Raw genomic sequence first — 21,369 nt, 5'->3', positions numbered from 1 at the left:
CAAGCCCGCGCATGACCGCTTAATTTGGAGCGGCCCGTTCCTATATCACTCACATGCGTCCGCAAGACATCCTGCTGCCAACTGCTGCCGGCCTATGCTGCAAGCCCGGCGCCTTCCATATCGACCCAGTCCGTCCCGTGGAGCGGGCCGTGATCACCCACGGGCATTCCGACCATGCCCGCGCCGGCCATGGCGCGGTGCTGGCGACGCAGGAAACGCTCGATATGATGCGCCTACGTTATGGTGAGAATTTTGCCGGATCGACCCAAGCGGTCCGCTATGGCGAGGAGATCCGGCTCGGCGGCGTCACCGTCAAGTTTCACCCGGCCGGCCATGTGCTGGGATCGGCGCAGGTCGCGGTGACGGCTAAGGACACCTGCGTCGTTGCCTCCGGTGACTACAAGGATGCGCCTGATCCGACCTGCACGCCCTTCGAGCTGGTGCCCTGCGACGTCTTCATCACCGAGGCGACGTTCGGGCTGCCGGTGTTCCGGCACGGCGATGCGAGCGACGAGGTGAAGAAGCTGCTCGCCTCGGTCGCATTGTTTCCGGAGCGCGCACACCTTGTCGGTGCCTATTCGCTCGGCAAGGCACAGCGGGTTATCGCGCTGCTCCGTGCGGCCGGCTATGACGCGCCGATCTACCTGCATGGCGCGATGGAGACGATCACGCATTACTATCAGAGCCGCGGCATCGAACTTGGCGAGTTGCGGCCGGCGAAGGGCGTGAAGAAGGCGGCGCTCGCCGGCACCATTACACTGGCGCCACCATCGGCAACGTCCGATCTCTGGACGCGCCGCTTTCCCGATCCCGTCACGGCGTTCGCCTCGGGCTGGATGCGCGTGCGTGCCCGGGCGCGGCAGCGCGGCGTGGAATTGCCGCTGGTGATCTCCGACCACGCCGATTGGGACGGCCTTACCGCGACCATCGCCGCAACTGGCGCCGGCGAGATCTGGGTCACCCACGGCCAGGAAGATGCGCTGGTGCATTGGTGCCAGAGCAAGGGCCTGAAAGCGCGGCCGCTCGATCTCGTCGGCTATGGCGACGAGGAGGAGAGCGAGACGCCCATTCAAGGCGAGGCCGAAGCATGAACCGCTTCGCCGAGCTGCTGGACCGCCTCGCCTACGAGCCCGGCCGCAACAACAAGCTGCGGCTGATCACCGGCTATTTCCGCGAAGTCGGCGATCCCGACCGCGGCTATGCGCTGGCGGCGCTGACCGGCGCACTCAGCTTCAAGCATGCCAAGCCTGGGCTGATCCGCGATCTGATCGCGGCGCGCGCCGATCCGGTGCTGTTCGGATTGAGTTACGACTATGTTGGCGATCTCTCGGAGACGGTGGCGCTGATGTGGCCGAAGGCCGCGCTGGCGGCACACAACAATCCGCCGCCTCCGACACTGACCGAAGTCGTCACCACACTGCGCACGCTCGGCAAGACCGAAATGCCGGCACAGCTGGCGCGCTGGCTCGACGAGCTCGACGAGACCGGCCGCTGGGCGCTGCTCAAGCTCGTCACTGGCGCGATGCGCATCGGCATCTCGGCGCGGCTGGCCAAGACCGCGGCCGCCGCGCTCGGCGACAAGGACCCGCACGATATCGAGCTGATCTGGCCCGGCCTTAGTCCCCCCTATCTCGACCTGTTCGCCTGGCTGGAGGGACGCGGCGAAAAACCCGTCAATCGCGATCCCGCGCCGTTCCGGCCCGTGATGCTCGCGCATGCGATCGAGGAAGGCGATTTCGCCGCGCTCGATCCCGCCGACTACATCGCCGAATGGAAATGGGACGGCATCCGCGTGCAGGCGGTCGCCGGCCGCGACGATCGGGGGCACATCACAGCGCGGCTCTATTCGCGCACCGGCGAGGACATCACCGGCAGCTTTCCGGATCTCGTGCCGTCGCTGCACCTGCCGGGCGCCATCGATGGCGAGCTTCTGATCCTGCGCGAGGGCCGCGTGCAGAGTTTCAACGTCCTGCAACAGCGGCTCAACCGCAAGGTCGTCTCGCCGAAACTGATCAAGGAGTTTCCGATTCACTTGCGCGCCTATGATCTGCTCGGCGACGACGAGGACGATCTGCGCGAGCTGCCTTTCGCGGAGCGGCGCGAACGGCTGGAGACCTTCGTCGCGAAGCTCGACGATGCCCGTATCGATCTGTCGCCCACCGTTCCCTTCGCAAGCTGGGACGCGCTCACCGCCGCACGTGCCAATCCCGCGAGCGCCGGTGCCGGCGAGGATGCCGACGCTATCGAGGGCGTCATGCTGAAGCGGCGCGATGCGCCTTATCTGCCGGGACGGCCGAAGGGGCAGTGGTGGAAGTGGAAGCGCGATCCGCACATCATCGACGCCGTGCTGATGTATGCGCAGCGCGGCCACGGTAAGCGCTCGTCCTATTATTCCGATTACACCTTCGGCGTTTGGACCGAGACCGAGAATGGCGAGGAACTGGTCCCGGTCGGAAAAGCCTATTTCGGCTTCACCGACGAGGAGCTGCTCCAGATCGACCGCTTCGTCCGCCGCAACACCACCGAAAAATTCGGTCCCGTCCGCCACGTCGTGCACGAGGGCGACAAGGGTCTGGTGCTGGAAGTCGCTTTCGAGGGATTGCAGCGCTCGCCCAGGCACAAATCCGGCGTCGCCATGCGTTTCCCCCGCATCAGCCGCCTGCGCTGGGACAAGCCGCCGCGCGAGGCCGACCGGCTGGAGACGCTGGAGCGGATGCTGAAGGCGGAGCCGGAGGAGATTGAGATATGAAACTGTGCTGGGCCGGGACTCGTTTCTCACCCGGTCGGTTGCGCCCCTTGTCCTGCTACCCCGCACTCCGTCCTCATCCTAGGAGCCCGCCTAAAACGGGCGTCTCGAAGAATGGCCGCAGGGAAACACTCGCAATCGCCCCGCGGAGAGGTGGCCCGGCGCACTGCCCGAATTAAACTCCCGTAACCCGATTGACGCCCGGTTGCGGGTTCCCCATGTGCCTCGCCGTGCCTTATAATGGGGTCGAATCCGCCTTCAGGAGTTTGTGATGGTCCAAGACGTCAGAGATTTGCCGGCCGGCCGCAGCGACGGCCTGCACCGCTTTCTCGGCGGCTCGCCGCTGACCGTCGCGTTCCGCCTGGTGCTGCTCTCGATCCTGGTCGGCGTCGTGCTGGCGGCGATCGGCTTCGACCCCTGGAACATCATCCACAGCATCCGCCTCTTGTTCCAGCGTCTCTGGGATCTCGGCTTCGATGCCGTGAACTGGCTGTGGCGCTACTTCCTGCTCGGCGCGGTCATCGTGATTCCGATCTGGCTGCTCTCGCGCGTGTTCGGCGCGCCGCGCGGCCGGTAAGGTGTGATTGAGGGAGTGCGCAGCCGATGCAACTGCGTTTCGTCGGCTGCGGTGACGCTTTCGGCTCCGGTGGCAGGCTCAATACCTGCTTCCATGTCTCGGGACGCGAAGCCAACTTCCTGATTGATTGCGGCGCGTCGGCGCTGCCGGCGCTGAAGCGGCTCGAGATCGATTGCAACGAGATCGACCTGATCCTGATCACGCATTTCCACGGCGACCATTTTGCCGGGCTGCCGTTTGTCTTGCTCGACGCGCAATTCTCACGGCGGACGCGGCCGCTGACGATCGCGGGTCCGCAAGGCATTGCGTCGCGGCTTGCCCAAGTGATGGAAGCCCTGTTCGAGCATTCCTCCAAGACCAAGCAGCGCTTCGAGCTGAACGTGGTCGAACTCGCACCCGAGCAAAGCCGAAGCTTCGGCGCCGTGACGGTGACGCCCTATCCGGTCGTGCACGGCGAATCCGGCGGTCCATTCCTCGCCTATCGCGTCGCGGTCGAGGGCCGCACGCTCGCCTACAGCGCCGATACCGAATGGACGGAGACGCTCATTCCGCTGGCGCATGGCGCGGACCTTTTCATCGCTGAGGCCTACATGTACGAGAAGGTGGTCAAGAACCATCTCAGCCTGAAGACTTTGGAACAGCATTTGCCCGAAATCGGCGCCAAGCGGCTGGTCCTCACCCATATGAGTGACGACATGCTGACGCGTCTGGATGAAATCGAACACCTCGCCGCCGAAGACCGCATGGTGCTCGTGTTCTGACATGCACGCACCGGTTCATCCCAGGATAGGCTCCCGCCAGGTGTTCGCCATCGCGGGTCCCGCGATGGTCGCGAACCTCACGACGCCGCTGATCGGCGTGGTCTCGACCACCGCGATCGGCCGGCTCGACGATGCCGCACTGCTCGGCGGCGTCGCGATGGCCTCCGTCATCTTCGACTGCCTGTTCTGGCTGTTCGGCTTCCTGCGCATGAGCACGCTTGCGTTCACCGCGCAGGCGCTGGGCGCCGGCGAGACGCGCGAGCAGACCGTGATCCTGGTGCGCGGCTTCATCGTCGCGGGCCTGATCGGTGCGGCGCTGATTGCGCTGCAGCTGCCGCTGGGGGGCCTGCTGTTCGACCTGATGGGCGGCAGCGCGGGCGTGACGCAGGCTGCGAAGACCTACTTCATGATCCGGATCTGGTCCTCGCCGTTTGCCTTCGCCAATTACGTCATCCTGGGCTGGCTGGTCGGGCAGGCCCGCGCCAATCCGGCGCTCGCGCTGCAGGTCGTCATCAACCTCATCAACATGGTGGCGACGATCCTGCTGGTGCTGGTTTACGACACCGGCATCGCCGGCGCGGCGATCGCGGCGCTGCTGTCGGAGACGACAGGCTTCGTGCTGGGCGTGATCGTCTGCCGTCGCTATGCGACCGGCGGCTTCAAAGTGCCTCGCGCAACGCTGTTCGATCGCGCCAAGCTGATGCGGCTCTTGGCGGTGAATTCCGACATCATGATCCGCACCGCGGCGCTGATCGCCGTGTTCCTGTTCTTCACCGCCAAGGGCGCGCGCGCGGGCGACGTCACGCTGGCGGCGAACTCCGTGCTCAACAATTTCCTCCTGGTCAGCGCCTTCTTTCTCGACGGCCTCGCCAATGCAGCCCAGCAGCTCTGCGGCCGCACCTTTGGCGCGCGCGATCCAAAAGGCTTTGCGGATTCGATGCGGCTGGTGCTGCTCTGGGGCCTCGGCTTTGCGCTGGTCGTCGCGGTGCTGTTTGCGCTGTTCGGGCCAGCGCTGATCAATGTCATGACGGCGAGTGAGGATGTTCGCCGCGTCGCGCGCGACTTCCTGCCGTTCATCGTGCTTGCGCCCATTCCCGGTGTGTTCGCCTTCGGCTTCGACGGCATCTATGTCGGCGCGACCTGGGCGCGCGAGATGCGCAATCTGATGCTGCTATCGCTGGCGATCTTTTTCGGCGTCTGGCTGGCGCTGCAATCGTTCGGCAATGCCGGCCTGTGGAGCGCGCTGATCGCGTTCTATGTCGCCCGCGGCGGCTTGCAGGGCGCGCGCTATCCGGCGCTCTACGGGGCGACGTTTTCGAAAATCTAGCCGTCGTGTCCCGGACGCGACGCGGCATGAAATTGACGCGACGCAGAGCCGGGACCCAGCAGGTATGGGCCCCGGCTCTGCAGCGCACCGCTGAAGGAGCGCTGCGCTGCGTCCGGGGCACGAGACCGCCTCACATCCTCGGCCAGTCTTCCGCGGTGAGTGTCGCCGCATCCGCGCCGACGATCTCGGACAGCGAATCCCGCCCCGTCCGGAGCAGCGTGGAGGTCAGGTCGCGCTTGATCTCGTCGACAAGGCCGAGACCCTTATAGACCAGCGATGAGTAGAGCTGGATCAGGCTGGCGCCGGCACGGATCTTGGTCAGCGCGGCGCCGCCCGAGTCGACGCCGCCAACGCCGATCAGCGGGAATGCGCCCTCGACGCGCACATAGGTTTCCGCAACCATCCGCGTCGACAGGCGGAACAGCGGTCGGCCGGACAGGCCACCTTGCTCCTTCGCCCGCGACTCCTCACGCAACGTGCTCGGCCGCGCGATCGTGGTGTTCGAGACGATCATGCCGTCGACCCGGCGCGAGCGCGCGACCTGCACCACGTCGTCGAGCTGGGCAAGGCTCAAATCCGGCGCGATCTTGAGCAGCACCGGCGTGTCGCCGGCCTTCTGACGCACCCGCTCGCGCGCGTCGATCACGCGTACGAGCAGGTCGTCGAGCAGTGCGCCTTCCTGCAAATTGCGCAGGCCCGGCGTGTTCGGCGAAGAGACGTTGACGGTGAAATAGCTTGCGACCGGTGCAAAGGTCTCGATCAGCTTGACGTAGTCGGCGACGCGGTCCGGCGAATCCTTGTTGGCGCCGACATTGACGCCGACGATGCCGCCGTGCTGCGCGCGCGCCGCAAGCCGGCGCAGGGCTGCCTCCGCGCCGTCATTGTTGAAACCCATGCGGTTGATGATCGCCTCGTCGCGCTCGAGCCGGAACAGCCGCGGCCGCGGATTGCCTTCTTGCGGTTTCGGCGTCACCGAGCCGATCTCTACGAAGCCAAATCCGAGCCGCAGCAGCGCGTCCGGTACCTCGGCGCTCTTGTCGAAGCCCGCGGCCATGCCGATCGGATTGGGAAAGTTCAGCCCGAAGGCGCGCACCGCGAGCTTGGGATCGTCGGCACGCGGCTTGACCGGTGGCAGGAAGCGCAGGCCCTGGATCGCCAGGCGATGCGCGTCCTCGGGATCGAGCCAGCGCAGCACCGGCAGCGAAAAGGCGTCGAACGCGCGGATCACGGGGCGAGCTCCGGCACATCGTGACCACCGTCGGAGCGCATGTTGAGGTTCAATACCGCGATCACCGCGCCGAGATCGAGCTCGCCATAGAGATGCGGAAAGAGCTCGTCGTTGCGCGAACGTTCCCAGCGCAGCTCGCTGCCCAGCGCATCGCCATCGACCTCGACCAGGAACAGCGCGCGCTGTCCGAAATAGTGCTTGCGCAGGGTTTCGGGAACTTGGGCGGCGGTCGAGAAATGGATGAACCCGTCGCGCGCGTCATCCGCGCTGCCGCGGTAGACGCCCTGCCGTTCCGCCTCGCGCCAGGCCGAGGCCGGACAGATTTTGTAGATCTTGACCACCGCTTACGCAGCCTTGTTTGTTCTTTGAGTCTTTTGGGTTTTTTCGTCTCTCGCGGGTCTTCGAAACCCGGGCGCGACCGTAAAGGCCGGCCCTTCCGAACTCAAGACCTAGAGCCTTTTCCGGTCCGATGAAATCGGAAACGGCGCTCTGGATTCCTGTTTTGACGCGTTTTCGTGACGCGAACCGATAGCCATTTCGATTGAAAACGCTTTCGCCCGCTGCCCCTTGCGCGAAAAACGGAAAACCGGTTGATTTGAGGACAGTTTTCCTGAGTTGCGACGGGCTGGACCTTCCATGGTCAGACAGGCCAAAGCGCAGAGGATGCTGACTCACGGCGAGATCTGGGCCGCGCTGGATCAGCTGGCGGCGCGCGCCGGATTGTCGCCGTCCGGCCTCGCCAAGCGTGCGGGGCTCGATCCCACCACCTTCAACAGGTCCAAGCGCATTACCGCTGACGGCCGCGAGCGCTGGCCTTCGACCGAATCGATCGCAAAGGCGCTGGCCGCCGCCGACGCTTCGATCGACAGCTTTGCGAAATTGATTGAGGACGACCGCGCGGGCGACGGCCGTTCGGTGCCGCTGCTCGGCCTCGCGCAGGCCGGAACGAGCGGCGCTTTCGACGAGGCCGGCCTTCCATCCGGCAGGGGCTGGACCGAAATCGCGCTTCCCACCTCCGAGGACCGCCACACGTTTGCACTGGAGATTTCCGGCCATGCACTTGCGCCTGTCTATCGCGACGGCGACATCGTCCTGGTCTCACCCGGCGCGCCGATCCGCAAAGGCGATCGCGTGGTGGTGAGGAGCAAAGCGGGTGAGATGACGGTCGCGACGCTGAAGCGCCGCACCACAAAGGCGCTGGAGCTCGAGCCGCTCGATGGGACGCAGGCCGATCGCACGATGGCGGCCGGCGATGTCGCGTGGATCGCGCGCATCCTGTGGGCAAGCCAGTGATTGTTTCCCGCCGACGTCGTGATCAGGCGACGACATCAGCCAGGCCGCGTTTTGTCTGCCGCGACCTTGCGACTCACTGCCGCTCTCGCACAGGTTGCGCCCCCTATTGCCGACCAAATTCGTCTCGAGGGGGAAGATGATGAGTCACCGTCACGCATTGAAGGCCCGATCAGCTGGAAAATGGCGAGCCCTGCGTGGCGGGCGAGCTGGTCAAGCGCGGTTGGCCTTACCCCGCACGCCTATCTCGTGCACATCGGGCTCAACGCGGCTTGCCGTCTCCTGAGACACGGTCGTTCGCTGGCGGACAGCGCGCGGCGGCGGGATTTTGCGATCAGGCCGCACTCAACAAGCACTTCAGGCGCTGCTACGGCATCACGCCCCTGCGGTTTGGACAGGCCGCGCGGGCTGGCTGACGCCGCAATTTCAGCAAATACTCCCAGGGAACATACATTTTAAGCGATGCCTGGAGGTTCCGCGATGTCCACGATCGATCATGCCGCAACGACCGGGCGCCGCCGGGTCGCCGTCGTCGGCCTGGGCAGCATTGGCGGCGTCATCGCCGGCGCGCTCGATGCGACCGGCCGGCACGACGTCACCGCCTGCGTCAGACGCGGGATTGCGCGGCTGGTGGTGGAACGTCCCGACCGCACGATCGAAGCGCGGCCACGTATATTGACGGATCCGGCACAGGCCGACATCCATGACTGGGTGCTGCTGTGCACCAAGGCGCAGGATACCGCCTCGAGCTCGCCCTGGCTGCAGCGGCTCTGCGGCGCCAGCACGCATGTCGCGGTCCTGCAGAACGGCATGGGCCACACCGAACGGCTTGCGCCATTCGTCGGAGCGGCGACCGTCGTGCCGACCATCGTCTATTACAATGGTGAGCGGCTTGCGCCCGACCGCGTGCGCTACCGCCGCGCCAGCGACCATGATTTTGCGGTGAGCGATGATGCCGGTGGCCGTGCCTTCGTGGAATTGCTCGAAGGCACGGGAATGCAGATCCTGGTCAGCCCCGACTTCAAGACGATGGCCTGGCGCAAGCTGCTGCTCAACGCGATCGCCAATCCGATCACCGCGCTCACGCTGCAGCGCCAGGGCGTGTTCAGGCGCGAGGACATGGGCTCGCTGGTGCTCTCCGCCCTGGAAGAAGCCGCCGCGGTCGCGCGCGCCGACGGCGCCCGGCTCGCAGACGACGAAGCCTTGAAGCTGCGGGCAATGCTGATGACGTTCCCGCCCGATGCCGGCACCTCGATGTATTTCGACCGGCTGGCGGGGCGGCGCTCGGAGGTGGACGCGCTCACCGGCGCGGTGGTCGCGGCCGGCGAGCGCCACCAGATCGCAACGCCGCTCTGCCGCGTGCTGCTGACCTTGATGCGCGCGGCCGATGCCGCGCCGATCCCTGGGCTGATGGAGAAAGCGAAGTGACCTCACCATCGAAACCGAGACTTCCGGCATTCGATCCGGACGACGTGAGCGAGAGCAATTTCACGAGCTATCCCGAGATGCACCGGATCATGCCGTAGAAGCAGGCCGCATCTACGCGCTCCGCGCCAGCGCGCCGTCGATCATGTTCACCGCGTTCTGCACGCCGTACACGGCGACGAAGGAGCCGAAGCGCGGGCCCTTCTCCTGGCCGAGCAGCACCTGGTAGAGCATGTTGAACCAGTCGAGCGTGACGCCCGGGCGGCCGTCCTTGCCCTTCTTGATCTGATCGAGGAACGGCTCGCGGCGGCCGATCTCATAGACGACGTTCTGGATGTCCTCGGCCGTGGCGTCCTGCGGCAATTGCGATAGCGCATCGCGCAGATCCTGCAATGCCGCGCGCTCGGTCTCGGTTGGTTCGCGGAACTGTTTCGTCGGCGCGACGAAGTCGCGGTAGTAGTTGATGGCATAGCCGACCATCGCATCCAGCTTCGGATGCGTCTGCGGCGTCACGCCGGGACGATAGCGGCCGATGAAACCCCACAGCGTCTCGGCGTTCTCCGCGTTCGACGACGACACCAAGGTGAGCAGCAGCTGGAAGGTGACGGGCATGTCGCCCTTCGGCGGCTTGCCGTTGTGGATGTGCCAGACCGGATTGCCGAGCTGCTGCTTGCCGTCCTGCTTCGGAAAGCCATCGAGGAACTGCTGGTAGTCGTCGACATTGCGCGGGATGACGTCGAAATACAGCCGCTTGGCCGCCTTCGGCTCGCGATACATGAACAGCGACAGCGATTCCGGCGAGGCGTAGCGCAGCCATTCGTCGATGGTGAGGCCATTGCCCTTCGACTTCGAGATCTTCTGGCCCTTCTCGTCGAGGAAGAGCTCGTAGTTGAAGCCCTCGGGCGGCGTGCCGCCGAGCGCCTTCGCGATTGCGCCGGAGAGCTTCACGGAATCGATGAGATCCTTGCCGGCCATCTCATAGTCGACGCCGAGCGCGACCCAGCGCATCGCCCAGTCGGCCTTCCACTGACATTTGACGTTGCCGCCGGTGACGGTCGTCTCGACTTCCTCGTTTGTGTCTGGATCGACATAGGTCACGGTGCCGGCCGCGACGTCGCGGCGGATCATCGGCACCTGCAGCACGACGCCCGTGGTCTTGCTGATCGGCAGGAACGGGGAGTACGTCGCGCGGCGGTCCGGCCCCAGCGTCGGCAGGATGATCGCCATGATCTTGTCGTAGGCAGCGAGCATCTTCAGCAGCGTCGCATCGAAGCGGCCGGACGTGTAGTAGTCGGTCGAGCTCGCGAACTCGTAGTCGAAGCCGAAATGATCGAGGAAGGCGCGCAAGCGCGCGTTATTGTGCGCGCCGAACGACGGGTACTCGTTGGAGAACGGATCCGGCACCCGCGTCAGCGGCTTGCCGAGATGCTCCGCCAGCATCTCCTTGTTGGGGACGTTGTCGGGCACTTTCCGAAATCCGTCCATGTCGTCGGAGAATGCCAAGAGGCGCGTCTTGATCTTGTCCTCGGTCAGCACCCGGAAGGCATGGCGCACCATCGAGGTGCGCGCGACCTCACCGAACGTGCCGATATGCGGCAGGCCCGACGGGCCGTAGCCGGTCTCGAACAGCACCTCGTCCTTCGGGCTTTTCTTCAGCCGCGCGACAATGGCCTTTGCCTGCTCGAACGGCCAGGCGTTGGACTGTTCGGCGAGCGCACGCAGGTCGCTCGGGTTCGCGGCAAGATCGATAACGGACATCAGGGGCCTCCGGGCCGCGGAAAATAGCGATTTCCGGGCAGAATGCAATTTTGTGGGCGGTGTAGCCTCTTGCACCGTCATTGCGAGCGAAGCGAAGCAATCCAGAATCTTTCCGCGGAAACAGTCTGGATTTGCTTCGTCGCAAAGGCTCCTCGCAATGACGGCGGAGAGATCAGCGAAGAAACTAGAACGGGCTCACCGAGAAATACCGCAGCCACAGATCGGTGTAGCGGCCTTTTTCCCAGACGCGGAACATCGCCCAGTTCAAGGCCTGGCGCAGCACGTCGTTGCCCTTGCGCACGGCGATGCCGATGCCTTCGCCGAAGAAACGGCTCTCGACGAAGGGGCCGCCGGAAAAGGCACAGCAATCGCCGGAATCGGTGCCGTTGATCCAGAACGCCAGCGAGATGGCGTCGCCGAAGATGAAATCGACCTCGCCTCTTCGTAAAGCTGCGCGCATCGCGTCGTCACCGGGATAGGCATGCAGCTCGGCATCGGTGAACATCGCCTTGAGATAGGCCTCGTGCGCGGAGCCGGCGATGACGCCGACCTTCTTGCCCTCGAGATATTCGGGCCGGATCTCCGGCATCACCGCATCCTTGCGCGAGACGAAGCGCGCCGGCACCCGGTAATAGGGATCGGTGAAGTCGACGCGGGCGCGCAGCTGCGGGCTCACCGCCATCGAGGCGATGATGGCGTCGCCCCGGTTGGAGGTGAGCGCATCGACCAGCGTCTCGAAACGCCGCATCTGCACCGTGCAGGTGACCTTGATCTCCTCGCACAGGCTGCGGGCGAGATCGACATTGAAGCCGGCCGGATTGCCGTCCGCGCCGGTGAAGTTGAACGGCGGATAGTCGGTCTCGGTCAGGAAGCGGATCACGGTCAGGCGCGACAGGTCCGGCCGCTCCGGTCGCCGACGTGGGTCCCAGAAGCCGGGCACGGCCTGCGGGGCTGCTTGGGGGGCGGCCTGAGGGGGGTCTGTGGCGCTGCCGGAGGCCGCTTGGCTGGCGTCTGGGCCTCGGCAGGCTGGGCTGCGAGCAGGCACGCGGCGGCGGCCAACCCCATCAGCAAGCCACGGGCAGATTTGAACGATTTCGCCTGTTGCGATGAAGCCATCGACCGGAAAGCAATGAATTTCGTTGGGATCGGAGGGCCTTATAGACCATTCGGCTGCGAAGGCGAGTGCCGATTGTGGACTCGGTAAAGGTCTCTTGGTCGTCATGCCCGGGCTTGTCCCGGGCATGACGATGAAGAAGCAGCTGCGGTTGGATCAGGCCCTCAGAGATACCGCTTCAAATCAGCTGCCGCCTCTTCCGGCGTTCGCTTCAGATTGAACGGCGAGACGAAGCGGCCGTCGCGATCCATCAGGTAGACCAGCGCAGTGTGGTCCATGGTGTAGTCGCCGTCCTTGGTCGGGACCTTCTTGGCATAAACCCGGTAGGAGGTGATCACCTTGGCTGTCTCGGCAGGATCGCCGGACAGCCCCTCGAGGTGGGGATCGAAGCTCGACAGATAATCCTTCATCGTCGCCGGTGTGTCGCGCTCGGGATCGACCGAGATGAAGACGGCATTGACCTTATCGGCGTCCTTGCCCATCGCCCGCAGCACTTCCGAGATCTCGAACAGCGAGGTTGGGCAGACGTCGGGGCAATGGGTGTAGCCGAAGAAGATCAGGGTCGGCTTGCCCTTGAGGCTCTTGTCCGTAACGGCTTTGCCGTTCTGGTCGGTCAGCTGGAACGGGCCGCCGATCGCGGCCGGCTGCGCCACCTTGCTGACCCCGCCCATGGCCCAGAACATGATCAGGAGCCCGGCAATGAGGCTTGCGGCAAAGGCAGTCGCGATCACCAGCGGACGGGTGGCGGGGCTCATGGGTGAAAAACTTCCTGTCGCAGGTCAGAAGCAGGCGGCAAAGCCGGTCCTGAGCATTTCGAAGAATACCTGGCTGCCATAGTGGAACCAGAGCGCCAGCGCGCCAATCAGGACGAGACCGCCGATTGCCGCGCCGGCCCACAGCAGCACGGATGACATCCGGCCGGCAGTGGGCGAATTGTCCGATAGTGGATGCGCGGGATGTAGTGGTTGAGCCATGACAACGATCGGGACGAAGGTCCCGGTTCCCAGGCTTTCAGATAGGCCTTGCGCCGCCTGCCGGCAAGACGCTGTCAGCGGCGCAAAGGGACGCCGTCATGCTGCGACGATCAGTGGAGGAACTGGCCCCGAGCGGATTCGAGTTGCTCCGCTTGTGGGAGCGACCGGCGCGACGGCTTGGCCGTCGAGGCCTGCGCATCCAGATAACAGGGCCGGTACATGGCCTCGAGCTGCTTGCCCCTCAGGAAGAGCATGCGTGGGGTAAGCCCGCCCCGCTGGCCGATCCAGCGCCTCACCTGCGAGGGATACATCGCATAGAGCATCTGGGTTGCTTCAGGATTGGTGACGGCGCGGCCGTTGGCGCCGAAATCCCAGGCGGCGTGGAAGCCAAGCGTCGCATGCGAGGTCACGCAGATCCGGTTGTGTGGGATGGCGCCGAGGACGATGGTGCAGGCGGAAGCGCAGAGGCCGTCGATGATGACGGTCTCGCCTGATTGCCTGAGATCCTGGTATCTATCGACGTAGGTTCCAATTCGGCCGCCGCGGTCATCAGCGATCCGAACCACCGCGTGAGAAGCCCCCATGCCCGCGATCAAGAGAACCGCCGCAAGCAATCCCGTCAGAAACTTCATTGTCCCCCGCCCCAGTCGTATTCGAATCTGCGTGTCAGGTGGTGATGCACAGCTAGCGTCTGTTGTAACGAAGGTTTTGTCTAGGCAGGCCGCCCGGCGCAAAACAAATTCAAATCCAGTGTTGCGTCCGCGCTGCACTCCGCCTGTCTCTATCCCAAAGTGGAACACGTTAACGAGGTCTTACGCGCCATACCCTTGATCTCAGTTACAACCGCTGGCTTCAATCCGGGCAATTACAGGGGGGAACTCATGGAAGGGGAAACACATGGCTGAAGAAACCGACATCATCGTGGTCGGCGCGGGACTGTCGGGGCTCGTTGCCGCCACCGAAATCGCCGGCGCGGGCAAGCGCGTGATCGTCGTCGAGCAGGAAGGCGAGCAATCGCTCGGCGGTCAGGCGTTCTGGTCGTTCGGCGGATTGTTCCTGGTCGATTCGCCGGAGCAGCGCCGGCTCGGCATCAAGGACTCGTTTGAGCTCGCGATGCAGGACTGGCTCGGCACCGCCGGCTTCGACCGCGACGAGGATTTCTGGCCGCGCCAATGGGCCGAGGCCTATGTGGCGTTCGCGGCCGGCGAGAAGCGCGGCTGGCTGCGCGCGATGGGCCACCGCATCTTCCCCGTGGTCGGCTGGGCCGAGCGCGGCGGCTACGACGCGATGGGCCACGGCAATTCGGTACCGCGCTTTCACGTCACCTGGGGAACCGGGCCCGGCATCGTCGAGCCGTTCGAGCGCCGCGCACGTGAGGCGACGAAGAGTGGCCGGTTGATTTTCAGGTTCCGCCATCGCGTCGATGCGCTGTCCGTCACCAATGGTACCGTGGATGGCGTCAGTGGCGCCGTGCTCGCGCCAGACGATGTCGAGCGCGGAAAGAGTTCCTCGCGCAACATCGTCGGCCAGTTTGCGCTGAAGGCGCAGGCCGTGATCGTCGCCTCCGGCGGCATCGGCGGCAATCACGAGCTGGTGCGGCAGAATTGGCCGAAGCGGCTCGGCGATCCCCCGAAGTTCATGATCTCTGGCGTGCCCGAGCATGTCGACGGCCGCATGATCGGCATCACCGAAAAGACCGGCGCGCGGCTGATCAACCGCGACCGCATGTGGCACTATGTCGAGGGCATCCAGAACTGGTCGCCGATCTGGCCGCGCCACGGCATCCGCATCCTGCCAGGTCCCTCGTCGATGTGGTTCGACGCGACCGGTACCCGATTGCCGGCGCCGCTGTTCCCGGGCTCCGACACGCTCGGCCAGCTCAAATACATCATGTCGACGGGTTATGATTATTCCTGGTTCATTCTGACTCAGAGCATCATCAAGAAGGAATTTGCGCTGTCGGGCTCGGAGCAGAACCCGGACCTGACCGGCAAGAGCTGGCGCATGACCTTGCGCCGCGCCACCAACAAGGGCGCGCCAGCGCCGGTGGAGGCGTTCAAAAGCCGTGGTGTCGACTTCATCGTACGGGACAAGCTCGAGGACCTTGTTGCGGCCATGAACGAGCTCGCCGGCAGCGATCTGCTCAAACTCGAGCACATCAAAATGCAGATCGAGGCGCGCGACCGCGAGATCGCCAATCCTTACGTCAAGGATGCGCAGATCATGAACATCCATAATGCGCGGCGCTATATCGGAGACAAGTTGATCCGCACCGCCTCGCCGCATCGCATCCTGGATCCCGCGCAGGGGCCGCTGATCGCGGTGAAGCTCAACATCCTCACCCGCAAGACGCTGGGCGGCTTCGAGACCGATCTCGACTCCCGCGTGTTTGGGGAAGAGGGCGGGGTCATTCCGGGCCTCTACGCCGTCGGTGAAGCCGCCGGCTTCGGTGGTGGCGGCGTGCATGGCTATCGCTCGCTCGAGGGCACTTTCCTCGGCGGCTGCCTGTTCTCCGGGCGCAATGCAGGCCGTGCCGCCGCCAAGGCGGTTGGGTGACTGACAAGGCTGGCCGGTGCACGGTGGCGCACCGGCCTCAGCCGCGGCGAACCATCTCCTGCAACAGGCGTTCGGTCAGCGAGAGCTGATCGAGCCGCAGAGACAACAGCTCGTTCAGCTCGGCCATGTGGGCTCGAAGTCGCTCGGCCTCCTCCGGCCTGTCATCGAGATTTCGGATAAGGTCGCCGAGCGCCCCGAGACATTGCTGCATCGTCACGATGGCTTGCCGCAGCGAATCGCAGTCTCTCATGATGTCGGCGACCAGGCTGGTTTGGCGAAGCGGCAACGCGATGACGTTATCGACCGCCCCCGCTAGCGCTTCTTGCGTGTTTCGATCGGCCATCGCGTTCCCTCATGCATCATGGCGGGGTCTTGGTCTCTTCGGGTCAGGCCGCGCGAACCGTGGTCAGGAACTGCTCGACCTCGGAGTGCAATCGTGCGCTGTCCCTCGACAGCATTTGCGCAGAGGCAAGCACCTGGGTCGAAGCCGAACCAGTCTCCGCTGCCCCGTGCTTCACATCGCCGATGTTGGCTGCGACCTGGTTGGTACCTTGCGCCGCCTGCTGGATATTGCGGGCAATCTCCTGCGTCGCCGCTCCCTGCTCTTCGACTGCCGATGCGATCGCCGAAGAAATCTCCGAGATCCTGCCGATTGTTCCGCTGATCTCCTTGATCGCGACCACCGACTCCTGGGTGGCGGCTTGAATGTCGGCGATCTGATGACCGATCTCTCCGGTCGCCTTCGCTGTCTGCTCGGCCAGCGCCTTGACCTCGGACGCAACCACAGCAAAGCCGCGCCCCGCTTCGCCGGCTCGCGCCGCTTCGATCGTGGCGTTCAGAGCGAGCAGATTGGTCTGCCCGGCGATCGTGTTGATGAGTTCGACGACGTCGCCGATGCGGGTGGCCGCCTGCGACAGCCTGTTGACCCGATCATTGGTCCTCTGCGCCTGCTCCACCGCCGCGCCGGCAATTCTGGCGGCGTCCTGCACCTGGCGGCTGATTTCGGTCACTGACGAGCTCATCTCTTCGGTGGCGGAGGCAACCGATTGAACGTTGGTCGAGGCTTCCTCGGAGGCGGCAGAGACGACGCTCGACAGCTCCTGGGTGCTGTCCGCTGCCTTGCTCAGGGTCCGGGCCGCCGCTTCGAGCTCCGTCGCCGAGGACGACAGCGTGTTCACGATGTCGCCGACCGCGTCTTCGAACTGACCCGCGAGCCTGTGCATGTCGGCCTTGCGCTGAGCGGCAGCGCGAGCCTCCATTTGTGCCTGCTCGGCACGCAGACGGTCGGCCTCGATCATGTTGTCTTTGAACACCTGGACCGCATTGGCCATCTCGCCGACCTCGTCGGTGCGGCCCACGCAGGGAACCTTCGTGGAGGTGTCGCCGCCGGCGAGCTTGCCCATGGCAAAGGTCATCCCCCGGATCGGCGCGGCGATTGAGCGGGACGTGAACAATGCGATTGTCCCGCCAAGGCCGACTCCCGCTGCCAACAGCGTCCACAAGACCAGCTTCAGCAGCGAGATGCTCTCCTGCACGCCCAGCGTCTCCTCGGCGAGCATCCGTTTCTGATCGGACTTGATGCCTCCCGAGCGGGTGCCATCGACGCCCTTGGGTCCGTCGAGCAGGTCGAGAATCCTTGCGGCGCGCGGCGCGGCTTCGGTCACCAGCAGATGAACCGGCGCGTTCCAGTCCGGGGACTCGCGAAGCGCGAAGATCCTTTCATGGAGGGGCGCGAACTCGCTTTTCGCCTTTGCGATCCTATCGAAGGACGCCTGCTGCGAGGCGGTGAGCAGATCCTTATGCGCATTGACTCCGGCATAGCCTTTCTCAAAGGCTTCCCATGGCCTCACGAATTTATCCTTGTCGGTCTTTTCGCCCGAAAGCAGGTACATCCGCAGCTGAGCCGTGGCAGCGGCAAAATTGCCCCGCGTATCGGCCATTGCCTTGAGCAATTTCTTCCGTTCCGGCGTCGCTTCCTGTGCCTCCTCCTGATCGATCATCTTCGTGATCTCGGAGAAGATCACGTCTGCGCGCGGGCTGGCCTCGATGACCATGAGCTTGGTCGCGGGATAGGCATCAGGGGTGAAAGCGATCGCTTCGGCCTTGTCCTGCGCCGTGCGAAATTCGGCGAGCAACAGCTTGGCCTGCTCCCACTTCTGCCGGTTCTCCGGATTGGTGAACTGCGCCGCCTGCTCGTCGAATGCGGCTACTGTCCTATCCATTTCCTTCCACATCGACGCGCGATCGAGCTTGCCTTGCGGATTCCCACTGAGCAAATAGCCGCGCAAGGTGGCGAGCGTCGAATAGAGGTTGCCGATCAGCTCGGTACTCGCCAGCGCGACGGGCGTGCGCAGATTCGTCATGCGATTGACCGTCGTGGAAATGCGCCCGACTTCGAATACGGTGTAGCCGACGGAAAGTGCGATGATGGCACAGACTGCAGCAAATCCGGCGATCAACCGGCCACCGATACGCAATCTGAAATAGGACACTGGCAAACACTCCGAAGTTATGGGCTTCAGGCCTAAAGACGTCGCATGAAAATTCCCGCGCGAACAATGCCGCAGACGGGCACGGTCGTTTGACGTGACCGGATTGGGCGATACCCCATCGTGCCGCGCATTGGCGTGCTCGGCTGGCAATGATCCCGGACAGATCGAAGCGCGCGCCGCTCGAGCAATCCGGACGATGATGCAGCGACCCGCTACCCGCTACTACCGTCAGTTTCACGTCCTTTCGATTCTGACTTGGACGTGTGCCGACAAGGTGACCAAAATTGCTTATTGCGGCATTAAGAAAAATTTGTTCGCAAGCTCTCTCAACGCACAAAAATTGCGCGCTACTTCCGCAGCCGGAATCAAAACGCTGGGCTTGCCGGCTTTTTGCGTCTCAATCGACAGAGCGCTGCGCCACCATCAAAACAGGTGCAAAGCATCTCATTCGGCCTGTGCAAATATCGATCGCCACCGCGATTGGCGGCGTGACGATCATCTTGGCCTCACGCCAGGTTTTCCGGCTCCGAAGATGAACTCGATGCCCGCGGACGAGAGCGTGTCGCGAAGGCTCGTCAATGTCTCGTCGGGCAGCCGCAAGAGACCGTTCTGCTCCTCAAGCCGGCGAATCACGGCGGCAGAAATCCCGGTTCGCGCGGCGAGCTGTTTCACCGACCAGTTCAGCATGCCGCGGGCCGCGCGCAATTGCGCGCCGGTCAACCTCGACGTCGAGACGTGCTGGGCCGAGAGCCGCCCCTCGTGCACGTCCGTGGAGATTCCCAACCACTCCCGAATACCGCCATCCGCGTCCGGGACCGGCACAGCCCTGCAATGGTACCAGCGGTAGGAGCCGTCGGACTGGCGCAGTCGATGCTCGACATCGTAGGGCTGTCCCGTTTCGGCGGCGGCCGCCCAGATCCGCAAGGCCGTTTCGCGCTCCTCTTCGGGAAGCAGGTCGAGCCAGCCTTTGCCGAAAAACCGGTGTGCGTCCGGCTGGTTCTCCGCGTTCAAAAGCGCGGTAATCCGGCCGTCCCGGCTGCCGACCCACAGCAGTCCGCCTGCGACCTGCGTCAGCGCCGCGTAGCGATCCGCATCCATCTTGAGAGGCTGCAGCGATCTGCGATGTTCGGTGATGTCGATGGCAACGCCGACCACGCATTCCGGCTCGCCGGCTGAGTTCAAAAAAGTCTCGGACTGGATGCGGAGCCAGCGCAGCGCACGATTCGGCCGGATGATGCGAAACTCGCCGTCGAGCAAAGACCGGTCGAACGCGAATCCGCGTGGATCGCGCTGCGGACGGCGATCCTCCGGATGAATTCGTCTCTCGATTTCCGCATAGCTGGGCGCGACGGTATGGGGATCGAGTCCCAGCAGGCCGTAAAAGCCACGCGACCACTGCATCCGGCCTTCAGCATCGCAGTGCCAGACGCCGGTCCCAAATTTTTCTTCAAAAAGACGAAGTATCTCCGAAGCGTCGAGGTAGCTCTCCAGGTGGCGCAATTCAGCCCCTCGTCGTGAAAATTAAGTCTCAACTAATAATTGCAGTCTATATTACATCGCTCGTTCACGCAGCTCAATTCGCGATTGCTGCATAATATTTGTGCCATCAGGCGGTATATACATGTGGTCGACGTTCACGCCGAAATCTTGAACTTGGTTGGCGTCGAACCGGCTAAACGCCATCGATGATACCGATCATGGCCTGGATGATACGACGCGCCTTGCACGTTGCCCTGTTCTGGTTGGCGGTGATCTGCTGCTTCTCTCCTGCATGGGCGGACACCGTCGATGTTAACGGCGTGAAGCGCTCCTACACCGCGCAATTGCCGGCGAAAAAGCCCGCACCGCTGGTGATCGTGCTGCATGGTAAGACGCAGCGTGGCGCCGACATGGTCGCGCGGACGGCCTGGCCGCAGCTTGCCAGGCGCGAGGGTCTGGCCGTTGTCTTTCCGGACGGACTCAATCACGCCTGGGCCGATGCGAGGACCAAGGCGGGACCCGCGCTGCGCGGCCCACCCGAGGGCACCGACGACGTCGCGTTCATCACAAAACTCGTCGAGAAGCTGGTGGCCGACGGCACGGCCGACCCGAAGCGCGTTTATGTCACCGGCATCTCCAATGGCGGCGCCATGGCAATGACGCTCGCTTGCGCCCGGGCCGATCTGTTCGCGGCCGCTGCGAGCGTGATCATGAATCTCACCGATGAGGCTGCCGTCACCTGCCATCCGTCGCGGCCGCTGCCGATGCTGCTCATGAACGGCACGGCCGACCCGCTGGTGCCCTACGAGGGCGGACACGGATCGAGCTATTTTGCCGCGGACGGGTTCTGGTCGACCGAGGAGACGCTGGCGTTCTGGCGCAGGCTCAATGGCTGCGAGACCGATGATGCCGGGGTGACCGACCTGCCCGACAGGGCGCCCGCAGATCAGTCCACAGTGACACGGATCAGCTCGCGCTGCCCGACTGGGCACGACGTCGTGCTCTATCGCATCAACCATGGCGGCCACCGCATGCCCGGCTTTGCTCCGGATGCCCGCTTCCCGAAGGTCGCGAGGAGCCTGCTCGGACCGCAAAACGGCGACATCGACGGCGCCGAAACGATCTGGGCGTTCTTCAGTCAGTTTCCGTGAACGACGCATGCGTGCCAGGCAATGCATGCGTGTCAGGGGTGGCTCGCCGCAAATCGCTGGGCTAGACAGGGCCGCCATTCCACCAGGAGATCCCCAATGAGCATTCAGCGTTTTGAAACCGGCCCGCGCATGAGCCAGGTCGTCGTGCACGGCAACACCGTCTATCTCGCCGGCGTCGTCGCCAACAAGGCGGCCGGCGAAAGCGTCACGAAGCAAACCCAGGACATCCTGGCGACCATCGACGGCCACCTCGCCAAGGCCGGCACCGACAAATCGAAGCTGCTGTCGGCCACGATCTACATCACCGACATGAAGACCTTCGGCGAGATGAACGCGGTGTGGGACGCCTGGGTGTCGCCCGGCAACACCCCCGCGCGCGCCACCGTCGAGGCCAAGCTGGCGGCCCCGCAATACACGGTCGAGATCATGGTGACCGCGGCGAAGTGATGTCGCGAGAACTTCACGCGCGTTGATGACCTCCGAGGTAATCG

At 64.2% G+C, this 21,369-nt stretch carries 20 protein-coding genes; 10 read left to right on the top strand and 10 right to left on the bottom strand.

Translation table 11 applies throughout. From position 1 onward, the window contains the following. Positions 1 to 53 precede the first annotated feature (53 nt). The 5 genes from BRAD3257_RS37750 (at position 54) to BRAD3257_RS37730 (ending at position 5,411) form a co-directional block, all read left to right on the top strand. A complete protein-coding gene (locus BRAD3257_RS37750) occupies positions 54 to 1,091 on the top strand; it encodes a ligase-associated DNA damage response exonuclease (RefSeq protein WP_122406052.1) in 1,038 nt (345 codons plus the stop codon). Continuing rightward, positions 1,088 to 2,749, top strand: a complete 1,662-nt coding sequence (locus BRAD3257_RS37745) for a cisplatin damage response ATP-dependent DNA ligase (RefSeq protein WP_122406051.1) — start codon at positions 1,088 to 1,090, stop codon at positions 2,747 to 2,749. The genes BRAD3257_RS37750 and BRAD3257_RS37745 overlap by 4 nt, the downstream gene beginning before the upstream one ends. Before the next feature lie 268 nt (positions 2,750 to 3,017). Beyond that, the gene (locus tag BRAD3257_RS37740; RefSeq protein ID WP_122406050.1) at positions 3,018 to 3,323 is read left to right on the top strand and encodes a DUF6460 domain-containing protein; all 306 of its coding nucleotides are present in this window, start codon (positions 3,018 to 3,020) and stop codon (positions 3,321 to 3,323) included. 26 nt (positions 3,324 to 3,349) lie between these two features. Further along, positions 3,350 to 4,084, top strand: coding sequence for an MBL fold metallo-hydrolase (locus BRAD3257_RS37735; RefSeq protein WP_122406049.1), 735 nt, complete (start codon positions 3,350 to 3,352; stop codon positions 4,082 to 4,084). 1 nt (position 4,085) lies between these two features. After that, on the top strand, positions 4,086 to 5,411 hold the full coding sequence (locus BRAD3257_RS37730; protein ID WP_122406048.1) for an MATE family efflux transporter: 1,326 nt from the start codon (positions 4,086 to 4,088) through the stop codon (positions 5,409 to 5,411). 130 nt (positions 5,412 to 5,541) lie between these two features. On the opposite strand, the gene BRAD3257_RS37725 is transcribed toward BRAD3257_RS37730, so the two are convergent. Continuing rightward, positions 5,542 to 6,639 carry a quinone-dependent dihydroorotate dehydrogenase gene (locus BRAD3257_RS37725; RefSeq protein WP_122406047.1) on the bottom strand — a complete coding sequence of 366 codons (1,098 nt, stop codon included), beginning with the start codon at positions 6,637 to 6,639 and terminating at the stop codon, positions 5,542 to 5,544. Continuing rightward, complete coding sequence (locus BRAD3257_RS37720) at positions 6,636 to 6,980, bottom strand: DUF952 domain-containing protein (RefSeq protein ID WP_122406046.1); 345 nt, start codon at positions 6,978 to 6,980, stop codon at positions 6,636 to 6,638. Before BRAD3257_RS37720 ends, BRAD3257_RS37725 begins: the two co-directional genes overlap by 4 nt. Positions 6,981 to 7,275: 295 nt before the next feature. On the opposite strand from BRAD3257_RS37720, the gene BRAD3257_RS37715 reads away from it, so the two are divergent. Further along, the gene (locus BRAD3257_RS37715) at positions 7,276 to 7,932 is read left to right on the top strand and encodes a S24 family peptidase (protein WP_122406045.1); all 657 of its coding nucleotides are present in this window, start codon (positions 7,276 to 7,278) and stop codon (positions 7,930 to 7,932) included. Positions 7,933 to 8,409: 477 nt separating this feature from the next. Then, positions 8,410 to 9,357 carry a 2-dehydropantoate 2-reductase gene (locus tag BRAD3257_RS37705; RefSeq protein ID WP_122406044.1) on the top strand — a complete coding sequence of 316 codons (948 nt, stop codon included), beginning with the start codon at positions 8,410 to 8,412 and terminating at the stop codon, positions 9,355 to 9,357. Between the two features lie 111 nt (positions 9,358 to 9,468). On the opposite strand, the gene BRAD3257_RS37700 is transcribed toward BRAD3257_RS37705, so the two are convergent. The 5 genes from BRAD3257_RS37700 to BRAD3257_RS37680 form a co-directional block, all read right to left on the bottom strand. Further along, positions 9,469 to 11,112: a lysine--tRNA ligase gene (locus BRAD3257_RS37700; protein ID WP_122406980.1), complete on the bottom strand. Its 1,644-nt coding sequence runs from the start codon at positions 11,110 to 11,112 to the stop codon at positions 9,469 to 9,471. Between the two features lie 184 nt (positions 11,113 to 11,296). Then, positions 11,297 to 12,157 carry a transporter substrate-binding domain-containing protein gene (locus BRAD3257_RS37695; RefSeq protein WP_347338416.1) on the bottom strand — a complete coding sequence of 287 codons (861 nt, stop codon included), beginning with the start codon at positions 12,155 to 12,157 and terminating at the stop codon, positions 11,297 to 11,299. Positions 12,158 to 12,390: 233 nt separating this feature from the next. Beyond that, on the bottom strand, positions 12,391 to 12,981 hold the full coding sequence (locus BRAD3257_RS37690; RefSeq protein ID WP_122406043.1) for an SCO family protein: 591 nt from the start codon (positions 12,979 to 12,981) through the stop codon (positions 12,391 to 12,393). 24 nt (positions 12,982 to 13,005) lie between these two features. After that, a complete protein-coding gene (locus tag BRAD3257_RS37685; RefSeq protein WP_122406042.1) occupies positions 13,006 to 13,200 on the bottom strand; it encodes a hypothetical protein in 195 nt (64 codons plus the stop codon). A 110-nt stretch (positions 13,201 to 13,310) separates the two neighbouring features. Further along, positions 13,311 to 13,832 carry a hypothetical protein gene (locus BRAD3257_RS37680; protein WP_162500495.1) on the bottom strand — a complete coding sequence of 174 codons (522 nt, stop codon included), beginning with the start codon at positions 13,830 to 13,832 and terminating at the stop codon, positions 13,311 to 13,313. A gap of 265 nt (positions 13,833 to 14,097) precedes the next feature. Between BRAD3257_RS37680 and BRAD3257_RS37675 the strand changes: the two genes are divergently transcribed. Continuing rightward, complete coding sequence (locus BRAD3257_RS37675; protein WP_122406041.1) at positions 14,098 to 15,756, top strand: FAD-binding dehydrogenase; 1,659 nt, start codon at positions 14,098 to 14,100, stop codon at positions 15,754 to 15,756. 37 nt (positions 15,757 to 15,793) lie between these two features. Here BRAD3257_RS37675 and BRAD3257_RS37670 read toward each other — a convergent pair whose 3' ends face one another. The 3 genes from BRAD3257_RS37670 to BRAD3257_RS37660 all read right to left on the bottom strand — a co-directional run bounded on the left by BRAD3257_RS37670 (position 15,794) and on the right by BRAD3257_RS37660 (position 19,748). Further along, positions 15,794 to 16,099 (bottom strand): hypothetical protein, encoded by a 306-nt coding sequence (locus tag BRAD3257_RS37670; protein ID WP_122406040.1) that lies wholly within the window; start codon positions 16,097 to 16,099, stop codon positions 15,794 to 15,796. Between the two features lie 43 nt (positions 16,100 to 16,142). Next, positions 16,143 to 18,248: a HAMP domain-containing methyl-accepting chemotaxis protein gene (locus BRAD3257_RS37665; protein WP_122406039.1), complete on the bottom strand. Its 2,106-nt coding sequence runs from the start codon at positions 18,246 to 18,248 to the stop codon at positions 16,143 to 16,145. 495 nt (positions 18,249 to 18,743) lie between these two features. Beyond that, positions 18,744 to 19,748, bottom strand: a complete 1,005-nt coding sequence (locus BRAD3257_RS37660; RefSeq protein WP_122406038.1) for a PAS domain-containing protein — start codon at positions 19,746 to 19,748, stop codon at positions 18,744 to 18,746. A 206-nt stretch (positions 19,749 to 19,954) separates the two neighbouring features. Between BRAD3257_RS37660 and BRAD3257_RS37655 the strand changes: the two genes are divergently transcribed. Together BRAD3257_RS37655 and BRAD3257_RS37650 are read left to right on the top strand one after the other, a co-directional pair. Then, the gene (locus tag BRAD3257_RS37655) at positions 19,955 to 20,878 is read left to right on the top strand and encodes a CE1 family esterase (RefSeq protein ID WP_122406978.1); all 924 of its coding nucleotides are present in this window, start codon (positions 19,955 to 19,957) and stop codon (positions 20,876 to 20,878) included. A gap of 96 nt (positions 20,879 to 20,974) precedes the next feature. Further along, positions 20,975 to 21,325 carry a RidA family protein gene (locus BRAD3257_RS37650; protein WP_027575148.1) on the top strand — a complete coding sequence of 117 codons (351 nt, stop codon included), beginning with the start codon at positions 20,975 to 20,977 and terminating at the stop codon, positions 21,323 to 21,325. The last annotated feature ends 44 nt before the right edge of the window (positions 21,326 to 21,369 follow it).

Source organism: Bradyrhizobium vignae, from assembly GCF_900324035.1.
Taxonomy (GTDB): domain Bacteria; phylum Pseudomonadota; class Alphaproteobacteria; order Rhizobiales; family Xanthobacteraceae; genus Bradyrhizobium; species Bradyrhizobium vignae.
The sequence above is the reverse complement of the archived record's forward strand: the minus strand, read 5'-3'. Positions and strand labels throughout refer to the sequence as shown.